35 protein-coding genes and 1 pseudogene are annotated in these 23,005 nt (G+C 48.9%); 8 read left to right on the forward strand and 28 right to left on the reverse strand.

The genetic code is table 11. From position 1 onward, the window contains the following. Positions 1 to 40 precede the first annotated feature (40 nt). The 13 genes from ACD630_RS08480 to ACD630_RS08540 form a co-directional block, all read right to left on the reverse strand. Complete coding sequence (locus ACD630_RS08480; RefSeq protein WP_430358776.1) at positions 41 to 1,324, reverse strand: P22 phage major capsid protein family protein; 1,284 nt, start codon at positions 1,322 to 1,324, stop codon at positions 41 to 43. Beyond that, the gene (locus tag ACD630_RS08485) at positions 1,324 to 2,235 is read right to left on the reverse strand and encodes a scaffolding protein (RefSeq protein ID WP_430358777.1); all 912 of its coding nucleotides are present in this window, start codon (positions 2,233 to 2,235) and stop codon (positions 1,324 to 1,326) included. Before ACD630_RS08485 ends, ACD630_RS08480 begins: the two co-directional genes overlap by 1 nt. A gap of 13 nt (positions 2,236 to 2,248) precedes the next feature. After that, a complete protein-coding gene (locus ACD630_RS08490; RefSeq protein ID WP_430358778.1) occupies positions 2,249 to 4,426 on the reverse strand; it encodes a portal protein in 2,178 nt (725 codons plus the stop codon). Then, positions 4,426 to 5,931, reverse strand: a complete 1,506-nt coding sequence (locus tag ACD630_RS08495; RefSeq protein WP_430358779.1) for a terminase large subunit domain-containing protein — start codon at positions 5,929 to 5,931, stop codon at positions 4,426 to 4,428. The genes ACD630_RS08490 and ACD630_RS08495 overlap by 1 nt, the downstream gene beginning before the upstream one ends. Next, positions 5,909 to 6,394 (reverse strand): DNA-packaging protein, encoded by a 486-nt coding sequence (locus ACD630_RS08500; protein ID WP_430358780.1) that lies wholly within the window; start codon positions 6,392 to 6,394, stop codon positions 5,909 to 5,911. Before ACD630_RS08500 ends, ACD630_RS08495 begins: the two co-directional genes overlap by 23 nt. 10 nt (positions 6,395 to 6,404) lie before the next feature. Continuing rightward, positions 6,405 to 6,638 (reverse strand): DUF2560 family protein, encoded by a 234-nt coding sequence (locus ACD630_RS08505; RefSeq protein ID WP_291972560.1) that lies wholly within the window; start codon positions 6,636 to 6,638, stop codon positions 6,405 to 6,407. A 27-nt stretch (positions 6,639 to 6,665) separates the two neighbouring features. After that, positions 6,666 to 7,091: a BRO family protein gene (locus tag ACD630_RS08510; RefSeq protein ID WP_430358781.1), complete on the reverse strand. Its 426-nt coding sequence runs from the start codon at positions 7,089 to 7,091 to the stop codon at positions 6,666 to 6,668. Positions 7,092 to 7,442: 351 nt separating this feature from the next. Beyond that, entirely contained in the window at positions 7,443 to 7,694 is a 252-nt protein-coding gene (locus ACD630_RS08515; RefSeq protein ID WP_430358782.1) for a phage antirepressor N-terminal domain-containing protein, read from the reverse strand. A gap of 192 nt (positions 7,695 to 7,886) precedes the next feature. Continuing rightward, the gene (locus ACD630_RS08520; protein WP_430358783.1) at positions 7,887 to 8,615 is read right to left on the reverse strand and encodes a KilA-N domain-containing protein; all 729 of its coding nucleotides are present in this window, start codon (positions 8,613 to 8,615) and stop codon (positions 7,887 to 7,889) included. Positions 8,616 to 8,846: 231 nt separating this feature from the next. Then, a complete protein-coding gene (lysC, locus tag ACD630_RS08525; RefSeq protein ID WP_430359959.1) occupies positions 8,847 to 9,110 on the reverse strand; it encodes an Rz1-like lysis system protein LysC in 264 nt (87 codons plus the stop codon). Beyond that, positions 9,010 to 9,378, reverse strand: coding sequence for a hypothetical protein (locus tag ACD630_RS08530; RefSeq protein WP_430360124.1), 369 nt, complete (start codon positions 9,376 to 9,378; stop codon positions 9,010 to 9,012). Before ACD630_RS08530 ends, lysC begins: the two co-directional genes overlap by 101 nt. Continuing rightward, positions 9,375 to 9,902, reverse strand: a complete 528-nt coding sequence (locus tag ACD630_RS08535) for a lysozyme (protein ID WP_430359821.1) — start codon at positions 9,900 to 9,902, stop codon at positions 9,375 to 9,377. The genes ACD630_RS08530 and ACD630_RS08535 overlap by 4 nt, the downstream gene beginning before the upstream one ends. After that, on the reverse strand, positions 9,902 to 10,156 hold the full coding sequence (locus ACD630_RS08540; RefSeq protein WP_430358828.1) for a phage holin: 255 nt from the start codon (positions 10,154 to 10,156) through the stop codon (positions 9,902 to 9,904). Before ACD630_RS08540 ends, ACD630_RS08535 begins: the two co-directional genes overlap by 1 nt. A 159-nt stretch (positions 10,157 to 10,315) precedes the next feature. Here ACD630_RS08540 and ACD630_RS08545 point away from each other — a divergent pair, with 159 nt between their 5' ends. Then, on the forward strand, positions 10,316 to 10,540 hold the full coding sequence (locus ACD630_RS08545; RefSeq protein ID WP_430357765.1) for a YdiH family protein: 225 nt from the start codon (positions 10,316 to 10,318) through the stop codon (positions 10,538 to 10,540). 224 nt (positions 10,541 to 10,764) lie between these two features. On the opposite strand, the gene ACD630_RS08550 is transcribed toward ACD630_RS08545, so the two are convergent. Both ACD630_RS08550 and ACD630_RS08555 read right to left on the reverse strand, forming a co-directional pair. Next, entirely contained in the window at positions 10,765 to 11,547 is a 783-nt protein-coding gene (locus ACD630_RS08550) for a BRO-N domain-containing protein (RefSeq protein WP_430358784.1), read from the reverse strand. A 20-nt stretch (positions 11,548 to 11,567) separates the two neighbouring features. Further along, a complete protein-coding gene (locus tag ACD630_RS08555) occupies positions 11,568 to 11,759 on the reverse strand; it encodes an Arc family DNA-binding protein (RefSeq protein WP_430358785.1) in 192 nt (63 codons plus the stop codon). 93 nt (positions 11,760 to 11,852) lie between these two features. On the opposite strand from ACD630_RS08555, the gene ACD630_RS08560 reads away from it, so the two are divergent. Further along, a complete protein-coding gene (locus ACD630_RS08560; protein WP_430358786.1) occupies positions 11,853 to 12,155 on the forward strand; it encodes an Arc family DNA-binding protein in 303 nt (100 codons plus the stop codon). Between the two features lie 101 nt (positions 12,156 to 12,256). Here ACD630_RS08560 and ACD630_RS08565 read toward each other — a convergent pair whose 3' ends face one another. From ACD630_RS08565 to ACD630_RS08590, 6 genes are read right to left on the reverse strand one after another with little or no spacing between them, the layout of a single operon-like run. After that, entirely contained in the window at positions 12,257 to 12,646 is a 390-nt protein-coding gene (locus ACD630_RS08565; protein ID WP_430358787.1) for an antiterminator Q family protein, read from the reverse strand. Beyond that, positions 12,643 to 12,801 (reverse strand): helix-turn-helix domain-containing protein, encoded by a 159-nt coding sequence (locus ACD630_RS08570; RefSeq protein WP_430358788.1) that lies wholly within the window; start codon positions 12,799 to 12,801, stop codon positions 12,643 to 12,645. The genes ACD630_RS08565 and ACD630_RS08570 overlap by 4 nt, the downstream gene beginning before the upstream one ends. Then, positions 12,798 to 13,259 (reverse strand): hypothetical protein, encoded by a 462-nt coding sequence (locus ACD630_RS08575; RefSeq protein ID WP_430358789.1) that lies wholly within the window; start codon positions 13,257 to 13,259, stop codon positions 12,798 to 12,800. The genes ACD630_RS08570 and ACD630_RS08575 overlap by 4 nt, the downstream gene beginning before the upstream one ends. 2 nt (positions 13,260 to 13,261) lie before the next feature. Next, positions 13,262 to 13,777, reverse strand: a complete 516-nt coding sequence (locus ACD630_RS08580; protein WP_430358790.1) for a phage N-6-adenine-methyltransferase — start codon at positions 13,775 to 13,777, stop codon at positions 13,262 to 13,264. 2 nt (positions 13,778 to 13,779) lie between these two features. Further along, on the reverse strand, positions 13,780 to 13,980 hold the full coding sequence (locus tag ACD630_RS08585; RefSeq protein WP_430358791.1) for a hypothetical protein: 201 nt from the start codon (positions 13,978 to 13,980) through the stop codon (positions 13,780 to 13,782). After that, entirely contained in the window at positions 13,977 to 14,414 is a 438-nt protein-coding gene (locus tag ACD630_RS08590) for a recombination protein NinB (RefSeq protein ID WP_430359960.1), read from the reverse strand. Before ACD630_RS08590 ends, ACD630_RS08585 begins: the two co-directional genes overlap by 4 nt. A gap of 264 nt (positions 14,415 to 14,678) precedes the next feature. Here ACD630_RS08590 and ACD630_RS08595 point away from each other — a divergent pair. The 3 genes and pseudogenes from ACD630_RS08595 to ACD630_RS08605 all read left to right on the forward strand — a co-directional run. Further along, a pseudogene (locus ACD630_RS08595) lies at positions 14,679 to 14,786 on the forward strand (LexA family transcriptional repressor); the annotation flags it as partial. Between the two features lie 104 nt (positions 14,787 to 14,890). After that, positions 14,891 to 15,730 carry a protein rexA gene (locus ACD630_RS08600; protein WP_430358792.1) on the forward strand — a complete coding sequence of 280 codons (840 nt, stop codon included), beginning with the start codon at positions 14,891 to 14,893 and terminating at the stop codon, positions 15,728 to 15,730. Between the two features lie 21 nt (positions 15,731 to 15,751). After that, positions 15,752 to 16,183 (forward strand): hypothetical protein, encoded by a 432-nt coding sequence (locus ACD630_RS08605; protein WP_430358793.1) that lies wholly within the window; start codon positions 15,752 to 15,754, stop codon positions 16,181 to 16,183. Positions 16,184 to 16,418: 235 nt separating this feature from the next. Here ACD630_RS08605 and ACD630_RS08610 read toward each other — a convergent pair whose 3' ends face one another. The 5 genes from ACD630_RS08610 to ACD630_RS08630 all read right to left on the reverse strand — a co-directional run bounded on the left by ACD630_RS08610 (position 16,419) and on the right by ACD630_RS08630 (position 20,096). Next, positions 16,419 to 17,795 carry a replicative DNA helicase gene (locus ACD630_RS08610; protein WP_430358794.1) on the reverse strand — a complete coding sequence of 459 codons (1,377 nt, stop codon included), beginning with the start codon at positions 17,793 to 17,795 and terminating at the stop codon, positions 16,419 to 16,421. Beyond that, positions 17,792 to 18,547: a replication protein gene (locus tag ACD630_RS08615; RefSeq protein WP_430358795.1), complete on the reverse strand. Its 756-nt coding sequence runs from the start codon at positions 18,545 to 18,547 to the stop codon at positions 17,792 to 17,794. Before ACD630_RS08615 ends, ACD630_RS08610 begins: the two co-directional genes overlap by 4 nt. A 56-nt stretch (positions 18,548 to 18,603) precedes the next feature. Then, positions 18,604 to 19,296, reverse strand: coding sequence for a phage antirepressor KilAC domain-containing protein (locus ACD630_RS08620; protein ID WP_430358796.1), 693 nt, complete (start codon positions 19,294 to 19,296; stop codon positions 18,604 to 18,606). An 11-nt stretch (positions 19,297 to 19,307) separates the two neighbouring features. Beyond that, the gene (locus ACD630_RS08625) at positions 19,308 to 19,622 is read right to left on the reverse strand and encodes a CII family transcriptional regulator (RefSeq protein WP_430358797.1); all 315 of its coding nucleotides are present in this window, start codon (positions 19,620 to 19,622) and stop codon (positions 19,308 to 19,310) included. Positions 19,623 to 19,820: 198 nt separating this feature from the next. Next, positions 19,821 to 20,096, reverse strand: a complete 276-nt coding sequence (locus tag ACD630_RS08630) for a helix-turn-helix transcriptional regulator (RefSeq protein ID WP_430358798.1) — start codon at positions 20,094 to 20,096, stop codon at positions 19,821 to 19,823. Between the two features lies 1 nt (position 20,097). On the opposite strand from ACD630_RS08630, the gene ACD630_RS08635 reads away from it, so the two are divergent. Further along, complete coding sequence (locus ACD630_RS08635) at positions 20,098 to 20,556, forward strand: helix-turn-helix domain-containing protein (protein ID WP_430358799.1); 459 nt, start codon at positions 20,098 to 20,100, stop codon at positions 20,554 to 20,556. Positions 20,557 to 20,982: 426 nt separating this feature from the next. On the opposite strand, the gene ACD630_RS08640 is transcribed toward ACD630_RS08635, so the two are convergent. Then, on the reverse strand, positions 20,983 to 21,501 hold the full coding sequence (locus tag ACD630_RS08640) for a hypothetical protein (RefSeq protein WP_430358800.1): 519 nt from the start codon (positions 21,499 to 21,501) through the stop codon (positions 20,983 to 20,985). Positions 21,502 to 21,807: 306 nt separating this feature from the next. Between ACD630_RS08640 and ACD630_RS08645 the strand changes: the two genes are divergently transcribed. Continuing rightward, positions 21,808 to 22,194, forward strand: coding sequence for an antitermination protein (locus ACD630_RS08645; protein WP_430358801.1), 387 nt, complete (start codon positions 21,808 to 21,810; stop codon positions 22,192 to 22,194). A gap of 81 nt (positions 22,195 to 22,275) precedes the next feature. Next, entirely contained in the window at positions 22,276 to 22,542 is a 267-nt protein-coding gene (locus tag ACD630_RS08650; RefSeq protein WP_430358802.1) for a hypothetical protein, read from the forward strand. Here ACD630_RS08650 and ACD630_RS08655 read toward each other — a convergent pair. Further along, entirely contained in the window at positions 22,539 to 22,814 is a 276-nt protein-coding gene (locus ACD630_RS08655) for a hypothetical protein (protein ID WP_430358803.1), read from the reverse strand. The genes ACD630_RS08650 and ACD630_RS08655 overlap by 4 nt on opposite strands. Between the last annotated feature and the right edge of the window lie 191 nt (positions 22,815 to 23,005).

Here is a 23,005-nt window from a genome sequence, read left to right on the forward strand (position 1 = left end):
CATGCGCACCTCAAAATAAAGGGGACGAAGCCCCTGTTTGTTATGCCTGATTAGCCAACCCAACACCGATTGCCTCGGGGCGAACCGCACATGCCGAGTACCACAACGCGATGCGGCATTTACCGGACAGGGTGCTGATATCACCCTGATAGGCTACAACGCCGTTCAGCCCCACATTCGGGATTGAGAAGCTCTGGGTTTTCATGCCAGAGAACAATTCGTGATTGATGGGGATCGGCTGTGATACAAGGCGGATAGAGTCATCAGCCCAGAACACGTTGGATTGCGCAGTGGTGGTGTTCAGAATGTTCACCGCCATAGTGTCGGCCAATGAGGTGTTTACGTTGGCGTATGCGCGTTCTTCCGGCAGCAATGCTGTGTCATCCAGAGCAATAGGCTTTGGTGTGATGGTGACTTGAGCGCCGTTAACAGCTACAACAGAAAAGGTTGCATCCTGTGTCAGCAGGTTTTTAGCCATCTGAGAAAGGTACTTGACGCCAGCAAACGAAATTTTGTCGCCGCGTTTCAGTCCCGTTCCAGAACTTAACGCCACTGTTGCCGTGCGGTTGTCCACGTTTTCACGGTTACCGTCAGCGTCAGCAACCCATGCTTGCGGCTTGAATTTCTGTGCGCCGGATACCGTGATACCCGTTGCCGTAGAGGCTAACAGCGTTGGCATTTTGGGTGAACGAAGCACCTCATTAAACCCGGCGACCTGTTTCTGAATCGTGCCAGATTTATATGCCTCCTCTGGAATGCGGCCGTAGAAGTCTTTACCCACCAATTCCTGACCCGCACCGCGATAATCGGTAGGGTTGAAGAAGAATGACAGGCCAGCACTGCGATTCAATTCGCGAGAGAAGACAAGCGCCTCTGCCTCGGAAATGAAATCCCATCCTGTTTTAGCGGAACCAATCGGAGACGTGCTAGCAACTAACAGAGAGCCCATTTCAACCGCCTGTTTTGCGATAGCGTTCTCAACGTTATTAGCCAGTTTCTGACCAGATGCAGCAGCACGGCGGCGTATTGACCGTTCATCACGCAAATCATCAGCACGCAGAGTAAAAAAGTCGTTATCCGGCACGCCCATGTTGCACTTGACTAACAACTCCAACATACCTGTAGCCTGACCAGTCAAATCCCACCCCTGTTGAGTCGGCGCTTCCTGTTCCAGAGGCATCCATACGGTGTTTTGCGAACGTTGCATATCGCCAGCGGGTGGAGTGTATTTACCGACGCGCTGAGCCATCGGTGTGATATTTTCCACGGTTTCGATGATTTCATCGACCATGTAGGTAATTACCTGACCTTCGTTCAAAGCCATTATCGTGATCCTTTATTAAGTTTTGCCTTGAGTGCGCGATAGGCTTCCGTGTCACCTTTGCTTGCTGCCGCTTCCATCTGTCTGCGAATGGCGTCGGTGTTAGCCGCCATCACATCACCTGCAATGGATTGGTCAGCCGGGGGCGCGGAGGAAACCTGAGTCCCGCGAGGCTTGAGAGTTAATTGCTCAGATAGTCGAGTGAGTTCGATGAGTGCGCGTTGACCGTCAAGCGCCAGGATTCGGCGTAATTTCTCTGGGTTTGCGCCCAGGTGATACATGATGGCCGCCGACTTTTCAGGAAAGAGATCCATAATGGTAGTGTCCACGCCTGCCGGGACTAACTGCCGGAACGCATCTTCTTTCTCCTGATAGTCGGGAAGATTGAGTTTCTCTGCCGAATCGTAGTGCTTACGCGCCGCTTCAACGTATTGCGCTGATTGCTGGGTGAATGCTTGAGTTTTTCGCCCTTGCTCCGCTACTGCGTTGCTACGAGCGTCCATCGCCTTGATTTGCCAGTCAGACTGAGCGGCCTGGAATGCCGCCAGCGCTCGACCCTGATCAAAGCCGTACTTCTCCATTGCAGCATCAGACAGATAATCATTAATGTCTGGCTGAGGCGGTAACTCAGGATTAACCCGCAAATTCTCCGGCACCTCGCCACGTTGAACCGCCTGCATCTGCTGTTCAATCTCACGCTGCCGCTTACGCTCAAGGCGTTTAGCTGCAAACCTGGCATTGGTTTCCGGGTCTTGTTTCGGTTTTGTCTCATCGTCTTTCAGGACAATCTCAAAGCCTGCATCCTGCGACTGTGCGTCGTTGGCATTTGGCGCTGTATCGACTGCGGTTGCCGCCGCATTATCGACGTGCAGGGGTTGGCCTTCAGTTTCCTGAATTTCGGTGGTATCGGTCATGATTAACTCTCTCTTATTGAGGTGATTTCTCGGCTACGCTGCCGGAAGGTGTATTTTGTCTCTGCGATTGCAGGTGATTGGCCACGTCCAGCCTCTGCTTGTGCTGCTGGTCTGTGCCTTTAAGAAGCAATTCAGCGTTGGCGCGAGCGTCATCGCTGTTCTGTTGTTGGAATTTACCCATGAGAGACAGGAACTCACGGAATGCGGCTTGCTTATCCAGGTCCATGTTGTTGAAGATTTCAGCAACCCTGGCGGCGTTAAGCTGGTTCTGGCCTTCGACCTTCGCTGCATCAACCTGGATTTGCATCTGTTGGTTCTGCGCTTTGAGCAATTCAGCCTGACCTTGCAGGTATACGCCCTGAGCCTGCATTTGTTCAGCTGATGGCTCTTGCGGTTGTTGTTGCGCTTCCTTGACCATCTGTTGCTCTTCTGGTGTCTCTGGCTGTTTCAGGCCCATCATTACCAACTGTTTGTTTGCATACTCGCGCATTATCTCGACGCCTTTCCCGTCAAGTAGCGTGAAATATTGCAGCAGCAACATCTGGAACTCTGGTGTGCCTTGCGGCACAGAAGAAAGTAACGCCTGAATCTCCTTCCGGTTCTGCTCCTTCATTGACTGGAAGGAGGGGCCAACATCCGTGTACGTCTCGTAACGTCCGCGAACATCATTGAGTGTGATGACCTGACCAGATTGATAGTCAACAACCTGAGACATCAGTTGAACGTCTTTCTCGCTGCCATCCTCCAGCGTCATTGATACTGATCGCGGTACGTCATAGATATCGTTGACGATGGATGAATATATCTCCCCGTCTCGCCGCATCGCTGTAGCCAAATTGTCGAGAAAAACATACGTTTCAAGATCGGCGCGCTGGTTTAGCTGATTGACCGTATCGAATGCCACTTGTCCATTAGCCGCTTGCTCATCCACACCGAGGCTAGCGACCTCTTTCACTGAATTAGTCGCAGCTTCCAGCATGTAGGCGTTGGCCTGCGGAACCTCTGGGTTTTCCATGTATGCGATGGGCTGTACGGGTAACTCACCGTTACTCTCGTCAGTGCGGTTCATCAGATAGTACGGGTAGTCATCATTACCGCCGTACATGTATTCGTAGCCTGCGATTTGCTCCGGCCAGAATATCGGTTTCTTTTTCGGTGTCCGGGCTACGATATCGGCGTTAAACGACATAATCATGTTGCGCAGGCGCTGACCATCCTTTGTCAGTCTGACAACTCCCTCGTAAACTTCTTTATCGCCGACGAATCCCCACTCACCGAATACCGGAACAATCGGGATATGTTCACCCGCTTTTAGTTCCCGGTCTTTCAGTATTTCCGTAAGCGTCAGAAGGGTTTTGTACACACGGCGACGCTTGACGTTACGCTCACCGATTTTAACCATGCCGCGCTCGGACAGTTCGTCGATAACATCCTTGATATCGCGCTTGAAATAGCTTACTGGTTCGCCTGTCAGTGGGTCTTGATAGATGAATACTGTTTCCTTCTTTTCCTCTACCTCGTAGTGTTCACCGACATAGAAGACCGATTTAGTTATCCATGGAAACAGGTAATGGCTATCCGGCGACTGGAATGTCGGCATGTTCTCAGCATCCAGCCCGTGCTCTTCTGCAAACGCTTTCCACCCATCCTGACTCATCGCACAAATTACCGTGCAATGTTTGGCGTCAGATTTGTCCATTTGTTTGCTGTTGCAGTCCCAAACCACATGAGAGCACGCCTCATGAATGGGAACGCGGCGGATAATCTGATTATTGCTCGTCGGGTCCTGGTCTTCGTGCTCTGTGACGATACGCCACGCCCCTACGCCCGCCTCAATTTGCTCACGCACGGCAATGTTGACGCTGATTTTCGCGGTGTTATGCCGCATATCGGTGCGATACATCCCCATCAGAATGTCGGCGGCGTCAGAGCTAGCATTGTCTTTCGGCTTGAACAGCACATCAATTGGGTTCTGTCGCATTTCTGCAACGAGTTTACGCACAACGGGGCGAACAACATCAAATTGCCCGCGATATTGCAATGTCGTGTATTGACTTAGCCAGTCATCCCACTGCGACACTCGACTAAAGAACAGATCGTTTGTCGCCTCGTTTCTGGCCTCTTTGCTGTAACACCAGTCCCTGTCAAATTGACAGAGAATGTCATTCAGCCGGGTATTGTTATCGGCCATTACCTACTCCGTGGGATTGGTTTGATTGGTGCGGGGATTTTCTTCTCTTTCGGCTGCTTGATGTCGCGCATCAGCCTGGCAAAGCGACGCATCATGTAGCCGTAGCGAACGGCAGACAGAACGTCATCGTTAATCTTGACTATCTTTCCATTTTCATCGCGGTGATAGAGGCGGAACTCTTCAAAGAATGGCTCGCAGGTATTGAACACTTTGAACCTACCATCGAGCATCATGTCACGCAGTTCAGTGATTCCTGGCTCAACGGCGTTACCACCATCGGGCCACGTTGCATGCTCAGGCAGCATCATGAAACCGGCATCAGCATATTGAGCTTTAAGTTGCTCACCGCCGCCCTTCTCATGCTGATTGCCATCGTGAGGCCACGCCGTGGGAATTTTACTTGCCCATGATTTGACAGCGCCCCATGCCTGAACCGCTGTTTTCTCTTTGTCTTTCCACACGCGAGCGACATATATTGTGTCCGCGTCCTTGTCCCACCAGAGTTGAATCTGTGCTTGCGGGTGATCCCATCCGAAATCCATCGCGTCGATAACATAGAAATGATCAGGGCATCCAAACGGCTGGCACTTAATCGTCTCTTCCGGTATCTGGAAGATGCGACCGCTACCCATCGTCGGGATGCCACGCGCACGAGCTTCACGCTCATGCTCTGGATAGCCAGCAATGATTTGCTCTCGCAGCTCATCAGAATAATGTTCAGCGTCATAAATGGTCATGTTGACCACCTTCTGCGCCTTGCTGGGATTTTTGAGGAACTTGATTACAACGTCAGACATACCCATCAAGGGGGTGAATGTCAGGATTGAGAATTGCCCGTGCTTGTTAGTTCGCGTGAGACCTTCGCCATAAATGCCATACGGCGGCTCTTCGTCGAACCACACCCCATGGATGGTGTCACCTTGCCAACGGGTGCGACCTTGTGAGTACGGCTTGAAGTAGCAGATAGACATGCCATCTTCAACACCATCGGCAGTGTGGTGCCTGACAAGCAGGTGATCGACAAGGTTCGGGAAGAAGGGTGACTTCTTCCAACCAATGATGTCCTCTTTCGGGATTGATCCGTAGCCGGGTTCATCATTCTCTTCGATACGACCACACAGAATGCGCTGTGTGGTCTTCGTTACTGTCTCGTTAGTCTCACCACCGACCCAGAACATAACCGGCTCATAGAAGCGCTTACCTTTCCAGTCCTCGCCGTATTTACCGTCATCTGGATATCCTTTAGTGCCGGGATAGCGCCCGGTGAGATGAAAGGCCACCTCAGCACCACCGGTATAAGATTTACCCAACTGGTTGCCAGCCATAAAGCATCGCTCGGGGTAATCATGCCCTGCGTCGATAAATTCTCTTTGCCTGCTGTATGGAGTGAACCCGTAAAGCAGGTGGGTTTTGCGGTAGTTCTCTTCTTCTTCCAGTAATTCGAGCAATTCTATCTGCTCGTCTTCTGTTAGCTCATCGATATCAATCGTCGCTGCGTTTGCCACGTAAAAGCTCCTGAATTCGGGAAAGCCGCTTGCCGCGATCTCCCTTATCAGGTGTCACGTCTTCAACCTGCGACTGTTCTTTGAGGCCCAGGTCTCGGGCAATGATGTTTGCGTTGAGCAGGTCAGCAGCAGCGCCAGAGAATTTCTGGTCGTAGATGACTTTCTCCGCTCGCGTAGTGAGCACCATAAAATCTTCACGAGCGCGATATAGTTGCCACGTGCTTTCGGCAATATCCAGGAACAGGCATAGACCCGTTAATGTCATTGCTCGCATCTTTGCAATGGGTTCCTGCGTCACTTCCCCTTGATACGGGAAGGCCTTCATTTCCCACAATGGGTGCTCTTCTACCCACTCGAAGTATTCACAGCAGGCTGACCATAGCGCCTCGGGCGAATCGAACTTGGGGTTGCGCCCATGACTGCTACGAGCCTCCCAGAATCGGTTACCCTTTGGCGCTGCCATAATCATTTCCTCATCCAAATAGTGTCAGCGCTTCTTTTGCCTCGCGGATAGCTTTTTCAGTGCGAGCAAGCGGGGTTTGTTCGGCGGCTGCGAGTGTGTACTGGTCTTTGAACAGCTCGTAATTCAGCTTAACGCCAGCAACAAATTCAATGGCCTTTTCTGCCGCTGCTGTGTCAGATTGAACCAATCGCAGCAGTTCAAGATTCATTTGCTGAACGTCTGTTAATTCGGTGATTGCGGTCATTTAGAATAATCCTCTGAAAATGGTTATCTATCCCATGAGCCATACTGCGTTCATGCTGAAATATCGAACACTCAGCGTCAGTTCTTTAAGCTGGTTAATATTCATGAGTGCCAAATTTGGCTGAGATTCTTTGTCAACCAGATCAAGTAACCAGCGGCGTAATGCTTTGGCTATCTTGGTATCCGCCAGCATACCCAGCAGATGGCCTCCCCGCGGAGAAAACACACGCACACGATTGTATTGTATCTCTTTGTTTTTATTACGAGAGGTCACACTGACCACCCGGCTCATTTCGTCTGTAAATTCATTTTTATTGCGGTTATACAAGCGATTTACTGATTTCTCATCAGCGTATTCGAGCAATTCAGCCATATGTGCACTGGTAAACCAGATTTTCCCGTCACCGTTATCAAACGGCAAAATCGAATGTTTTTTAAACGTTAATGCTTTCATTGTGTATTCCTTTTGGAAATGACCCTCAGCGCCCAGAAATGACAGCCCATAGAAGCTCACCAGCTATACTGGCATTCCTCTGAGAATCATTTCCAAACAGGATCTATGGTGGGTTATCGCCGGGCTTGGCGGATTTGTGGACTTTCTTGCTGCTTGCTTTTCTACTGCGACTTGACGTTTTTACCTTCTGTGGTGCGAGCCTGTTCGCGTAGACATGGGCAGCCGAGAGCGGAACGAGGTGATCCACCGCCCTGCCTCAGACTCACACTACGGAAAGCTCTCTAGTGAAGTGTACGCGAATGCACGGTTTGATTTACTACAGGCGAAAAAAAGCCCCACGAGATACGAGGCTTATCGATTTTTGGTTTGAAGCCAGCCGTTTAATTTGCGCAGAGCCAGACAAAGCATCTTCTGTGGGCCACCTTGGGTAGGGATCATGATTTCCATGACCCCCTTGGCAAAGCGAGATTTCAACTTACCCGCCTGACCCTGGTATGCCAACCCCATACCCTCAATGATTGGGCGCATCGGGGTATAGGGTTCATCGTTACAGTTAACGACATACAGGGCATTTCCATGAAACGGAACGGTGATTGTTTGCATAGTGCTTATCCTTACTTAGGTAATGAACCTTTGGCGCATAGGAAATCAGCCCGTCGAAGGCAGCACTAGCCAGCTGCTTCCTCAAAGGCTCATTCCTAAACAAGATCCGACGTGTGATGGGTGCATGCACTGCACCGATGAAAAGGCCCGGATTAACCGGGCCTCAAGGTTTCTCTTTCGCTTTTTGTCATACTAAGCCGCCAGTCGGTGTTGTTCTTCAATCAGCGGTTGGCGATGGTTTTTGTTGAATATTCCCATCAGCGTGGCTTTGCGTTGCTCGAAGTCCCATTCCATGCCAATGAATACCGTATTAGCGCGTTGCAGTTCGGTAATGCAGTGGATCTGCTCTGGCGTCAGATAGTCACGGAGAGATTCTTTCTTACCTATTTCATGGTGGACTCGAAATTTTGCGGATGTCATACCCAGTGCAATGCGGTTAATCAGGTCAGCTTCGTTGCTGAAGTGATGAGGGGCAATGTTTTTCCCCTGTGCCTCACGCTCGTGCTTGATGGCATCGGTCAATGGGCGGTACTCAAGCCGGGCCATATCACGATACGAAATACGTATCTGCTCTTTGGCAACGGCTGCATCAAACGTGCGTATAACATGAAGGTGGAATTTGGGGCTAATCCACATAGCATAGGCGTAAACTAATTCTTTACACACGTAAGTCCCACCGTTTCGCCCCTCAATAGTGAAAAAGGCTAAACTACGGAGTTTTCCCGTAGTTTCATTTTCTATCTCTCTTATCAACCCCTTAGTATCTGGTCGGCGCATGAATTCATGTATTTCAAATGTTCTTTCTGAGCGCTTTTGCCCCTCTGATTTTTTAGCCGCTTTCTGTAAATCATTCAGACGAAAATAACCTGATTGATCAGTTTTGATCACAACGCCGCTTATGATTATCGATAATTTATTCATAGCGTTTACCTTTTCTATGAAATGAACCTTTGCCGAAATAGAACGTCAGCCCACCGAAGGCTCGCCAGCACAAACTGACGCCCTCAAAGGCTCATTCCATAGGTTCAGGTTCGGTGTTTTTAGATGCGCTTTCGGTGCGCGGGGATATTGCAAGACACAAAAAAAGCCCGGATTAACCGAGCCTCATTGTTTGGTTTCACAGCCTTGCCACTTCTTCACAGAGTTGCACAGCTACCTGGCAGGTAAATGCTTCCGGGATCCTTCGATTTCCCGAATGCTTCGCTTGTCGGCGTTACACTTCTCAATAACGGTCAGCAATTCTTCATTCAGCGCTACGCTCTGGCCGTATGTCATTTGATGAGCGATTTCAGGCGCTGGGCAGTCCTGTAGAAGTTCAGCGGGGATCGGTACGACGGGTGCCGTTACGTATTCTGTCCGCGTGCTCTCGCAGCTTGCTAACGACATCATCAGGAACAGGCCGAACAGCACACTCATCAGTCGATAACTTTTCACGGATGTCAACCCCGGTATTTTCCGACCGCTGCTGTATCTGCTGTTTTTCATCGTGATTGGCCTGTGTGATGGCGGTGAAGATGCGCATCGACTGGATCACATTTCCAGCGATGGTTTCGGCCTGCTTTTGTTGCCGCTCTGCTGCTTCGAGGTCTTTCGCTTTATCACTGTATGCGTCGTGGTAGTAGTAGACGCCAAATGACAGTGTAGCCAGCAGAGCAACGAGAGCGGCGTAGAAATATAGCCTCATGCGCCCAGCCCCCAGCACGATAATTCCGCCTCCTGGTCACGCCGCGCTATCTGCCCGTAACAGTTATTGGCGCGGATACGGCAATCTTTGCCTCCGTCCCAAATCCAGCGCTTAATCTCTTTGCAGGCACCAATGAGATCGCCGGCATTCAATTTGCGGTAGAACGTTGAGGTGAAGCAGTTACCGGGACCGATATTCCACGGACAAAATGAGGCAATGCCGACTTTCTGAGTCTCAGTGAGCGGCACTTTAACGTTGCGATCCACCCAATCGAGCGCCTTTTGCTGTTCTGCGGCATCAATCTTTGCGCACTGCCCGGCGGTCAGCTTCATGCCCTTCACTACCGGCTTGCCATCTACCCGTGTCACGCCACCGCAAATCGTCCAGATGCCGCCGCCGTCAGGATAAGCGTTTATACGCATCCCCTCTTTTTCAGTCTGGAATTGCGCCATCATCACGGGAGCAGTCGCGCCAGCAGCGATGAGCGCCAGCATTACCGCACTGAGTTTGCTTGCTTTTGACATCATGCACCGCCTTTTTCCCTCAGCTGATACTCCTTCCTGCGGTAGTACCAGTTGATTACAAAAGTGCCGATAGTGCAGACCATACCGACGATGATCGCCCAGTCACCGAGCGTTAACCCGGCCATTTTGTCTGCAAGCAACCATACGCTCTCTGTAGTTGATGCGGCGTAGGCTCTGGCAGACGCGCCAAGGCCCATTAAGCCCGTCCCGCTTCCGTATGAAAGCCTGCTGTAGAGAGTGCTCATTCGTGTCATAGCCTCACCCGCTAAGTGGGCGCTGTGTGATTTACAGGAAACAAAAAGGCCGAGCAATAGCTCAGCCTTAGGATATTTATTAAACAAGAATTATGATTAAGTCGTGTTACTGTGGAGTGCTGCACCAAACTGCCGAGTCATAACGAGAAGGACACCGCAATGAACAATAAACCAACAGCCCGCCAACTTGCGTTTGAATATCTTCGCAGACTGTCCGAGGAGCTAAGCCCTACCGATTACCTGAAGAGATTTGAACAGCTGGAATCAGAATTCAGCGCATTACTTCACTCATCAGGCTCCAATGATAAAACAACAGGGCTTTGCGATTTTCTGTCGCGCTTCTGTACAAAATGCAAAATCGATAGCCAGAGTAGAAACCGCTAGAAAGCGAAAACCCCGGCATTAACCGGGGCCTTATCGCACATCTAAGCCAAACTGATATGGAGGGAACAACAAGCGAGATGTGCGACCCGATGATTTTATTCAGCAATCAGTCGCTGTCAATAGCAAAAAGCCCCAGCTGTCAGGCTGGGGCCTGAATTCGATAAGTATCATGACGTAGTAGTCACTCTTACCATGATATTGCGTTTTTTACGATCGTAAAGACCTTATTGGCGATAAAGTAAATCTTTTACACCGGACTCACATAACTTATCCAGCGCGAGCATTCCGTCGCGTTCATTATCCTGAAATTCCAGCATTTGGCCTGTCATCTTTTCGACCATCGACTCCATGTTGCCACGCCGCCTGACTACCGAGCGGATAACCTCTTTCTCGAAGTCGTAGACTACCGAGTTAAATCTCGAAGTAACTTTCAACAGCCTGCGACATTCTTCACCGAGAGCTGGCAAATCATTTACTGAGAAGGGTTCCGGTGATGGTCTACCGGTTACAGAGCGCAAGCAGTGCCATACACCCGCGTTCCACGCTCTCTCGAACTTCATGCCATTGGTCATTAGCCAGACAAGGCGAGTAAGGTTGCTCATATCGTTAGGTGACAACGGTTCTACTGCTAGGTTTCTCTCGTAGCTACCAGTCTTACGGATCGTTGGCAGGACTTCGTTTGTTACCCACTTACGGAAACGCCACGGTAAGGTTCCCTGCCTTACCGCATCCCGGCAGCGAAGAATAAGGGTGTATAGACCAGATTCTGATATTACTGATATGTCCTGAATTCCTCCCGGGGTCTGCATTGAATGCAGATCCTTTTCATCATCGTCTAACTTGCGAATAGACGTGTTATCTAGTTCGACAGCCCTGCAAACATCAGATGCAACAAACCACAGATTTCCATCTTTCATAATGATTCTTATCTGATAATCTTCAAAAGTGAAATTAATATTTGCGTTTTTTGGCGTGCATTCAGTCACTGCCCTTGCTAAAATCGACATGTCTTTTATCCTTGTGTGGATTAGGGCAAATTAAGAGTCCTAGCTGTTAGCGCAGTTAGGACTTTACTATTTTTGTGGGCATGTTCCTTAAGAACTTGCACAATCTCTGAGTTCATAGATCTTCCATTTAAACAAGCTAATTTTCTGATCGTATCCCGTAAGATTTCTGGCATACGGACATTTACTTGCGGTGGCCTGACTTCATTTTGCATGGTTCACCCTTTAAGGCAATAGCCAATGGCTACCATTGTTAATTTAGTAGCCAATGGCTATAGTGTCAACAAAATATTGACAGGAATTTTTCCATGAAAAGAGAACCTACAATACACATCAGGCTTTCCTTGGAGTTGAAAGATCAGCTTCATTCTCTAGCAAAGGAGAACAAAAGATCGGTTAATGCCGAGGCTGTGGCAGCGATTGAAGCTGCTATTCACCGCGCCATAGAAAGAAAGGAACCTTGGAATTTAACAGAAAAAGAAGTCGATTTTTCACTAAAATATGAATTTAAGAGGCATGCCGAAAAACAAGAAAAAATGCACAAAGAAATGATGGAGAGGCTTACCGAGTTGGAGAAAAATTACAAATATCTGAAACCAGATGACCTTTAAGACCGCCAACGCAGCTATGTGTCTGTTGATATCCGGAGTTCCAATCCCGACAACCGATTTTGCGGCTGCACAGGGAATATAGCCCCGGATATCGAGTGTCGTCAAGCTACGAACTCCCGCCTGACGTATTTGTCCATTTCTAAATTGATATCTAACGCCATGAGATACCCGTCAATGACGCCCTCGGCGTTCTGTAGCTTCTTGCCTATGTACGTATCAGAGCAATGGTTCTCGTGAGCCAATTGCATAAATGTTTTGCCGAACACGTAATAATCAAACAACAGGTTATGGGTCACTGGATGTTTACTGCGTAACCCGGCCATAACGTTAGAAATAATGAGTCCATCATCATCACAGCACTGAATGCGACTAAGAACCCTTGACGGAATAAGCCCGGAAAAACCCACAGCAACAGGAGGCCAGCAAACATCTTCTCGGTTATCTGCCGCCCATGCGCCCCAGCGCTCCATAACCTGTTGTATATCTCTCATTTCACCGCGCCCCAGTTTTTGCCGTTCCGGATGCTGTAGATATGCTGCTTGCTGGTATCAAATTTCCTCGCCACCTCCGCCACTGGCATACCGGAGGCCAACAGTGTCCGGATAAGCGGAATATCTTCCGCCGTCAGTTGCACACGCTGTCTCATGCCGCTTCCCCCATCTGATAAGTAATGCCCTCCTGATACCAGGGTGGTAGCGTGAACTCGATTCGCCAGATATTTCCGCCGGCGCGTAATTCCCGCAGTCGCTTGAGCTCAGTTTTCATGTGCTGATAAATCTCATCCATCTGCCACGGCTTTAACCGCACCGGCACTGCCGCCAGATGCGCCACGCGGTCAATGAGCATCTCCCCATAAGTGATGTTGGTGTGCATCGTGAACTCATACGGGTCTTCACCCAATTTACGGTGGCAGCCCGCGCAGTGTGCGAAGGCGTTGAAGGGATGGTAGCGGGTCGCTTTGTGTCGGCGGGACTTGAAGTGGGAGCAATGGAGATTACCGTGGTCGTGGTGAAAATAGTTACCGCAATAGTCGCACTGCCAGTTAGTTCTCTCGCGCACAAGCTCAGAAAATACCGCGTCGTGCTTATCGCGTTTTAGTGCCATATCTACCCCCACATCCGGTTAATCAGCGCGTGCCTGCTTACCGTAGTCATCCCTTTAGGGGTTGTGCGCCACGGTCGCCAGATGAACAACACGCTGCCCTTGCGGTTACCCGCCTTGCCTTGTTTGCCCGTTTCAGCGCTGATAAACGACAATCGCCCTTCGGTGATGAAGCGCACCTCATCAACCGTTTTCTGTGCCTGTGCGAACCATCCCGTCGAGGTATCCGCAGGCAGCAGCATAACGACCGTTTTATTCTGCTTGCGGCTCTGCTCAGCAGCTTTATCAACCCAGGGGCGGATATTGCTGTACGGGGGATTGCAGAAGATGGCGCCGGTGCTACTCCAGTCACAGGCAAGGGCATCATCCTCTGGCGTCAGATACAGACGACACAGGGTATTGTCGTGGTCCGCGGCGGCATCGAGGTAGAAGCCAAACTCCGCATCCAGCGCCTGGAAGACCTCGTGCGGGGTTCGCCATGTGTCCTTGTGCTCTGGTCTGGTGTGTGATTTGAGTGCCATAGCTACCCCCACATCTTGTTGAGCATTGAGCGTGGTGTTAGTTTGAGGTACTGCTGTTCGGGAAGGGTGACAACGATATCCCAATATTTGGGGTCGCGGCTCAGTGACCTGGCAGCGCGATAGCCGTTGTCTTTGTAGTGCCTGACGAGTAGCTCCGCCTCTTCACCGGTTAAGCCGTCGTACCTGAAACTGGTTTTCTTCATCCGACTCTCCCAAAATAATCCCCGGAATAACGCACCTCCCGCCGCCTGACACCGTTGCCAACCGACCAGGCCTGGGCATACTCAATCAAACTGTTCATGCGCTTTACGCCCATCTGAGCCGTGCTCTCGCGGATGCTGCAAAACTCCCCCTCCAGCCCCGTCACCACCTCCCCCGGCCTGCCGGTAGCGATGGCATGTCCCGAGACAAACAGCGCCTTCCAGTCCAGCAGCGAGTGGGGTTTATCGGCCCACACCACCTGACGCGAAACATCGGTGCATAACGCATGGAACAGGTCGTTCTGCGGTAATGTCCGTTTAGCATCGTTGACGGTAATTTCGAGAGGGCGGTGTGGGTCGGTGGGCAGGGAATCAATAAAGGCTTTCAGGTTTTTTCGTATTCGTTCATCACGCAGCAGGAAGCGTGTTTTATCCATGTCACCCTCCGCTTCTGGCGCGAAGCCTTCTGTCATGCTCTATCAACTTTCCAATAAGTGATAGAATGAAGTTGATTTTTTGCTCGCCATGAGTTATCTCATAGCGTTGTAACAACGCCACCTCTGGCCTGTCCGCGTTACTCAATATCGTGGATATATCATTCAAATAGGGAGTTAACTTATTCATGGGTATGCTTTCCTTTAATACAACCTGTCCTCACTGCTTGAAAGAAAATGCAGTGTCATAGGGGGTTCGTGAACATAGGCGGGGTATACTTAAAGGGTCTACACCCGCAATGGCCTATGGTGCCGATCGATGGAAGTTGCCGCCTCATTGGTGTGGCTGTCGAAACCAAAATGCGGCTAATCTAGCCACGGCATAAGCAGATGGGTGTAGGTACATAGCACGCACCCGACACAGATAGGGGCGTTACTAGTTTGCCAGGAATGAAAACTTCAATATAATGGATTGATATATGAAAATCGGTTTTTATGCATTTTATAGTCAAAAAAACAAAAGTAAAGATAAGTCGGGGATAAAAATGCTTGATTTTCTCCTTCATCAGGCAACTCATAGTAATTCATTATCTCATGGTGCTGACTATCTTTATCTTCATAACATTGATAATAAAACATTTCTTTTTACAAAAACAAACGACAACAGTCTTATACAAAAAATAAACAGGTCAAGCGCTTCCATAGAGGATATTAAAAAAAGCCTCGCGGATGATGAATCTCTTGGCTTTCCCGCATTCGTTTTCGTAGACGAAGATGTTATCGGATTTGCAAGGACAGTTTATGGACCGACTACCACTGATTTAATAGATTTTTTACATGGTAAAAATATTGCTATCGAAGATGGATCCAAGGTGCAACTAGAACCACTGATGAAAAGCACAACAAAGAAAGATGTTATGACAATGAGCTTCATAGGCAGAACCACAGTCAAAATAGAGTCTAACACCACGATATTTGTCGATATAATGAGAGCGTTAGGGGCCAAGGACATTGAAGATGAGCTATTTGATTCCATTGAGGTGATAATCAAACCAAAGCACAGAAGGGATATCAAATCAGCGACAAGAGACATTGTAAACAATCCAAATCCTCCTTACTCTGAAATTAGCATGAGAGCTAGAGAAGAGGCTGGTGATATCCTTTCAGAGCATTATCTATCAGAAAAGGGTCATCTTTCAGCAATCATTGAAAAGGCCACAAATGCCGAAATTGCTGAGGAAATGAGTTATTGCTTCACAAGAATGAAATCCTCTATAGTAAGCTGCTTTAATCGCCAAATAGGCACACTATCACGCTAGTACAAATCCGCTGGAGGTGTTATGCGTAACAAAATAATGCCCGGGATTTGCATTGTAGCCATCCCTTACCTCTTTGTTTTTACTTCATATTTTATTTTTCGTCATTATCTGCCAGGCGTGTCTTTTTCTTCCCATAAAGATGGACTTGGTGCCGCATTGTCATCTTATGCAGGAACAATGATAGCAATCCTGATCGCAGGAATGACGTTTATGATAGGAAGCAGAACCAGAAAGTTAAGTAAGATTCGAGAATACGGATACATGACCTCTGTAGTCATCGTGTATGCACTAAGTTTTGTTGAGCTTGGTGTGCTTTTCTTTGCTGGCGTTCTTTTGATCTCAAGTATCGACGGCTACATGCTGCCAACGGTTGCCATCGGGATAGCTGCTGCCTCATTTGCTCATATATGCATGCTTGTAATTCAGCTTTATAACTTTACGCATGAATCCTGAACATACCCATCAATTTTGGCCCCCACCCGGCCCCGCGCCGGGTTTTTTGTGCCCTATTCCCAGCATTTCGAACTACCTCAAATTCCTGGGTAGTTGCCCAATCGATTTAGGTACCACCAATTTCATCGTAACTCACTGATTATAGCGTGCAGGATCTGCATGCCTCCCGATATGGGCACCACCTGCATATTTTCGTTACTCCTGCACCTTTTCATCACTCCTCCTGTTTGTTTGCCTAGACGTCAGCGCCTTTTGCGTACCTGCGTACGCTGGTTTCTGTCTGCTGCCTTGTCGTGCACTTCTCCCGCGCTTCGTCCTGGTCGCACTCAATGAAATGACCGTTAACGAATCGCTGATAGACGGTGCCGAGTGAGCCAAAGCGGTTTTTTGTGACGATGATTTCTGCGAATGGAGCGGCGGGTGAATTCTCGTTATACACCGCGTCGCGGTAGAGCATGATGATTGAGTCGGCATCCTGTTCAAGGCTGCCAGAGTCACGCAAATCGGCGTTGGTCGGGCGCTTGTTAGGTCGCTTCTCAATGTCTCGTGATAGCTGACCAAGCGCGATCACTGGCGTTCGCAGCGTCTTGGCCATTGCCTTTAGGCTCCATGAGATATGGGCTATGGCAAGGTCGTTACGCTCCGCTTTCGGTTTGGCGATCAGCCCGAGATAGTCTGCCATGATCAGCGATAGCGCTGGGTGCTCCTGTTTGTGCCGCCTGGCAATGGCTACGATTTCCTCCACCGTCAGGCGGCAAGCATCAACGACCCATACGTCAAGATCTGCCAGTCGGTTAATCCCGTCAACAATCCTCGCCCATCCCTCATCGTCAAGGTTTGAAGGGTTACGCAGCAGACTTACCGACATCCGCCCTGCCCCGGCTATCGAACGCTCAGCTACCTGTAGAGAACTCATTTCCATGCTGAAAATCAGAACGCCCCTCCGCTGGTTCTCCCCGGGTAACTTCCGGTTTGCCACGCCTTCGGCAACCTTAAGCGCCAGTTCAGTTTTCCCCATTCCGGGCCGGGCGGCGACGATCACTAAATCCTCAGCGTTCATCCCCCCGGTGATCGCGTCCAAGTCGTCAATGCCTGTTTTCAGCGTGTCGGACTCTTCCCCGTTTTTCAGGCGGCGCGCTAACGTGTTGGTGTATTCGGAGATGATGTCTCCAAGGCGAACCGGCTTCACTTCCTGCTTCGGCTTTCGAATGCCTGACAGTCTGCCGATAAGTTCGTCCATCGCCACGGTAGCCACTTCAATCGATGAATTTCCGATTGTCCCGCGCAGCTTGTCAACAGCCGAAACGAACATCCGGCGCTGGTACATCTCAGTCACCATGTCGGCATAGCCCCGCAGGTTTGCAGCGCTGGGGCAGCTACGCGCCGTTTCCATGATGTAGGCAAAATGCTCATCGCCACATTCCTCGGCAACCATCAGGGAATCAATCATGTTTCTGGTGCGAGCCTGTTTACGGATCACCTCATAGGCTCGTTTGTAAATCGGGATCTCGAAGGTTTCCGCCTCCAGCGTTGCCAGAACCTCAGTTGCCGTTGGCGTTAAACCGCCGATCAGCAAACCACCAATCACGCTGGCCTCGATATCCTGTCTCATAGCGTACCCTCCCTGATTTTCGTCAGGGTCTTGCGTTGAAGCAGGTAATCAAAATTAGCCACCCAGCCGCGATCATTGTCGCCAAAGTGGAACGGCCTGGCAGCAGCCATAAACGCCCTGACGTAAGACTTGAAGCCGTCCTGGTTTGGCGTGGCCAGAGATTTAACCAGAGCAGCAAGTTTCCGTTTTCGCTCGTCATTGGCTTCAACAGCGTGAGGCAGTCTGTCACCCACGGCTTCGTTGTAAGCGTTCAGGTAGTCGTCGTATTTGATTGGGTTTGATTTTCGTTTAGAGGGTTTACCCCCCTTCACACTTTCACCCGTAGGGGGTAAGGGGGTATTATTTATTTTATCTTTAAAGATATCTTTTGTGTGTTCCGTTTTGGTAACACTCGGTGTATCCAATTTGGTAACATTTTTTGTTCCCGATTTGGTAACAATGTTATCTATTTGGGAACACTCCGGGATCTCCCATTCTGATATGTTTTTGTTTGGGCCAATTTTGCTTCCGTCTTTCACCAGAACTTTCATGGCGATAAGCTCATTTTTGGCAATGTTGGCCTTTGGCCTGCTGATTCTGCAAAGCTCGGCTAATTGACTGTCAGCAATGCGATCCATTTTCTTCTTGAAGCCGTATGTCTTTCGGCATACAGCGTGTGCCATCTTGGCTTGATTGCGAGTCAGATTAGCGCCGATCAGTTCTTCGTAAAGCTCCATCGCCAGCATGATGAAGCCATCATCAGTGTCAGCCACGCGAGGCTCCTGTTGCCCCTGCTCAGGGCCGGGAAATTGATATATCTCAGCAGCGTTCATGCGGCGTTCCCCACGGCTTTCAGAAGACCCGCATCAAGCATCTTCCGCGTCAGCCATTGCTGGCCCTTGCCGGTGATCTTCGTCGTGAATGAGATTTGAATGCCGTGATTGGTGTCTACGGGCGTCTCACGGACAGTGAAATAACCTCTATCCATGTACTCCTGCATCGGGACGTTGCGGCGAGCGCCAGAAGCGATCAGCACCCGCTTATCGCGCAGCCACGCAAAGAGCTTGTTGGGGCCGAGTCCTACGGTTTTCGCGTAGTTGCCGATGAGCACGCCAGCAGCCTCACCGACACGATCAGCAAACTCGACCTTTGGCGCGGCGATAGCTAACTGGTTTTCTAACTGCTGGCGCTGTTCAACCTCTGCCGTCAATGCTTTTAGGGCGGACAGGTAATCCGTTGGTAGTTGAGTGAGTGATTCCAACTCCTGCCAGCGGTCAACTACTGCGGCGGTGAACTCAGGGGATAATCTGGCAACCAGCACTAGACTGTCCCGTTTGTTCAGTTCGTAATAGTCAAATTGTTGCCCTCGATACTCAAATTTTAGTGGCTCAATTTGAGCGGCTAAAATTCCACCGCCAATAAGGTCACGAATAACGCGTAAAACGTTCTTGTGTTCTTTCCGCACAAGATCGGCTATCTCACGGCTACTCATTGTTGGGTTTACTGTCGTAGATAATTGCATGTATAATTACCTCAGAAATCGATTGAGTATTGCCCTGAATCCTCACCTGCCAGTGGGGATTTTTTCTTTGTCAGAATCAGCGCGACTTGCTTAGCCAAATGCGCCAGCTCGTCGTCGTTAACTCCCCATTCCAGAATCGCTAGAGCCAGACTCATCAGCCCGAAAAACGAGTGCTTCTCCTTCCCCTTGGCGACTTTCATCCGGCTTATCTGGGATTCGTCCAGGTTCAGAAAATCAGCGAACTTTCTCTGACCGAATAACGCCAGCTTGCTTAGAAGCTGCGATTCAATCTGGCGTGCTTTCTTGCGTGTACTTGTGATGTCCATTTGTGATACTTTCCTTGTTGAAAAAAACAGGTTATCGGATGCGCGTGTAGAGACACGGCACCTGTGTTTTGGTGATCAACAGACGTGACGAAGCCGTGAGCCAGTCACAGTGAGTTTGTTACTGTGGGATGTTGAGTTCGCCACGTTGTCGGTGGCTTCCGTAGGACGAGTGTCCGTTGTAAAGAGCGGTGCTGCTGGTTAGGCAATCTTATTTACGGACGGAAAAAGATCATCTAACCCTATTGATATACCTTTTGAATTAATTACCTGAACTATCTTATGAGCTAACTTGATATCTATGTTTCGTCTACCGTGTTCATAGTGGCAAATGCCTCTAGGGGTACATCCCATCATTTTTGCGAGCTCTGTCTGAGTTAAGTGAACTCGGTTCCTGAATTGCCGTAATTTGTTCATGTATACCTCCAAGTGGCAAGTATACATAACGTAATCAGATTGCACAACATGATTATCCATTATGTGTATTTATTGGTTTTTATACAAAGCGTATAATAAAGAAATGGAAAGAGCTAAATGGCATGAAGTCGCTAAAGCCCGGATGAGGGCTTTGCGCATAACACAAGATGAGTTAGCGGAACGCTTGGGTGTCACAAAGGGTGGAATTAGTCACTGGCTAAATGGACGGCGTGAGCCTCGAATAGAGGATTTTTGTAAGATAATGGCGATCTTGGGTTTGAACAAACTCATTCTTAATAATGATGGCTCATTATTGGTAGATAATGAGCGTGAAGCCATGTCTCCTACAACATCCTCTATACCCACCTTGACTGAGGAAAAGCTAGAACTTCTCAAGCTGTTTGATGACTTACCTGAAGTCGAAGCTAAGCGTTTTCTTGTAGAGATGAAGATCAAAAAGACACACTATGATGCTCTTTTTGAAGAGATGTACAAAAAAAGAAAACAAAAAGTGCTATAATATTAATTAAATAGTGGTTATTGCGATACTCCCTTCTAATTTTCATATCCCTTTTCCCCTAATTCATAGAACAGAAATAAATTATCATAAAAATCAGTAGGATAAACTTTCTCACACAAAAAGTATACATAATGTAATTTACATTAAAAAACCATTATGTATACTTAATCCCATCACCCCACCAGACAGCCTTCAGCCAGACGGTGGAACACCAACCCGCAACGGCAATACCCCGGCAGGCAAGACCTCGAGTTACCCGCCGATTGCCTGAGCGTAAGTAGCCAGCCCGAGGCACACGAACATGACGGCGGTTGTGGTGATTTAGTAGACAACAAAAAAGCGCCCTACTGGACGCTTCGCTCTTTAACAATCTGTATCCCCAACACAATGCCAGACTGGTAGTAAGAGCAAGCTGGTTGCTCAAATTTATCGACCACCTCCGCTAAATCGGGATCCGTATCCGGCAACCTGTGTCGGTTTCTTGGGAGGGAGTTTATTCATCTTGAAGTCATTTTTACATTCGGGGCAGTAATGAACATGAAATCCACTCATCGCCGTAGTCGTTACGCCAGGCTGAAGTATCGATATTTTATTTTGATGAAAACAATGTGGGCAGGCATTCACCGCGGTCTCACCATCACTCAAAACAATATTCTTCGAATAAACAAGCGTACCCGAATCAACTTTATTCAGAGAATAATCTACCGCCTGAACTTTAAAGTTTTCGAACTCTGCAATTTTTGCTTTGAGAGATGTATTCATTTCTTGGTAAGTGCCCACGAGCTCAACGAGAAATACGCATTCACACTGAATAGACGCAAGTTTTGAATTTAACTCATTAACCGCAGCGTTTACTTCGGCCTCGGTTTTGGCGTCATTGATCAGTTTGGCAAGTTGCGCAGTTTCACGAATTGCAGCCATGGCCACAGATAATTCAGCGATCACTTTGAATTCTCTTCTGACTGTTGGGGATATCCAGATTAACGCATTCCTGCCTGTTGGGGAATAGCAGGAACCACTGCCGCCTGAGGTGGAGAAGTAAACCAGGCATTAAACCACAGAAAATTAATGAGTCTGCTCTGTTTTAACCGCTCTTTTTACAACGAGCCTCGTGCTCTACAGAAGGCACCGACAACGTGCCGAACCTTTGCCCAGATGTTTTTGGGGTGTGGTGGGCTGAATAAAAATTATAGCCAACACCAGGACTATACCCGTTCACCACACCACCAAAACCATCTATTGGAGGGGAGCATGGCTACTATCATTTACCGTAAATCCGTTAATCCCGTTAATTGTGTTAGCAAAACCAACGCCGCTATTCGCCGTCATGCCAGACGCAAGGCAGAAGCCATCCGGCGTGAACTGCTGGTATCACGCATCGATAAAGCTTTAGGTCAGAAGCCAGAAAGACGCAAAGCGCTTAACCGAATTGAAGTGGCTTTCAAGCGCAAACGTGCGCCACGAATTAATTTCAATTTACTGGCTGGATTCAGAGAGCAAATTAACCGTTTCGCCGAAATGTACGACATGGTTAAGCGTCTTAACCATCGCATCTGGTACAGCAAGCCGAAAACCGAGTATGGCATTACCGCCAGAGCAAGGCAGACGCATACATCGTGGGGTGTTCGTAAAGTTTGAGGAGCGGTCTTATTGCCTGCAGCAAGTCGTCATATCCCCAGCAGGTCACAGCAAGTCAGTTAACGTAACAGCGAGGTAAGTATGCAAAACGATGACATGAAAGAGTATCGCAGAAAGTTGGGTGAATTCTTTTATCCGTTCCTTGGAAATGTTGAGTTAGGGAATGTTTCAGCATTGGAAAACACCACAACCCTCATTGATGCATTTATTAATTTCAATGAGATTGGTTATTTTAACCGACCGACTAAAGTTGGAAACACCAAAATTGGCGGACAAACAACGCCGCCATCAAGTGAGTCAGAATGCGAATCAGGAATCGGGAAGAGGGAGAAAGGTCAGGACGACTAAACCCTGTTCAGACTCCAGGCTCTTCCATCAGATTTTGTGACTAACACATCAGGGCGAGGCTTTACCTTTTTGGCGATTTCCAAAACTTCATCCCTAACATCGGATTTACTCATATTCTTATCGCATATGTATTCTGCATTTGGCAGTTGATAGGTTTTCCTATTTGAATTTATCTCTTTGGAGTAACCATTTCTGCCCATTTTTTCATGCAGGTTATCATAGTCTTCAGAATCTGCATCATGCAGCTCGACCCTGACAGTAAACTGAGCCATTTCCTTAAATTGTCTGTGGAATAACCAGGTTATCAGGTTCCTTTGTCTGTGGAAAGCAGGGAAACCACGCGCCGGGCGTGGATAAATATCCCGGCACATACATTAGACAAGCCACCTGGTTCGGCTTTTTTATTACATCATCGCATCTGGTACAGCAAGCTAAAAACGGAGTATGGCATTACCGCCAGAGC

The sequence above is a fragment of the Symbiopectobacterium sp. RP genome, from assembly GCF_050472005.1.
Taxonomy (GTDB): domain Bacteria; phylum Pseudomonadota; class Gammaproteobacteria; order Enterobacterales; family Enterobacteriaceae; genus Symbiopectobacterium.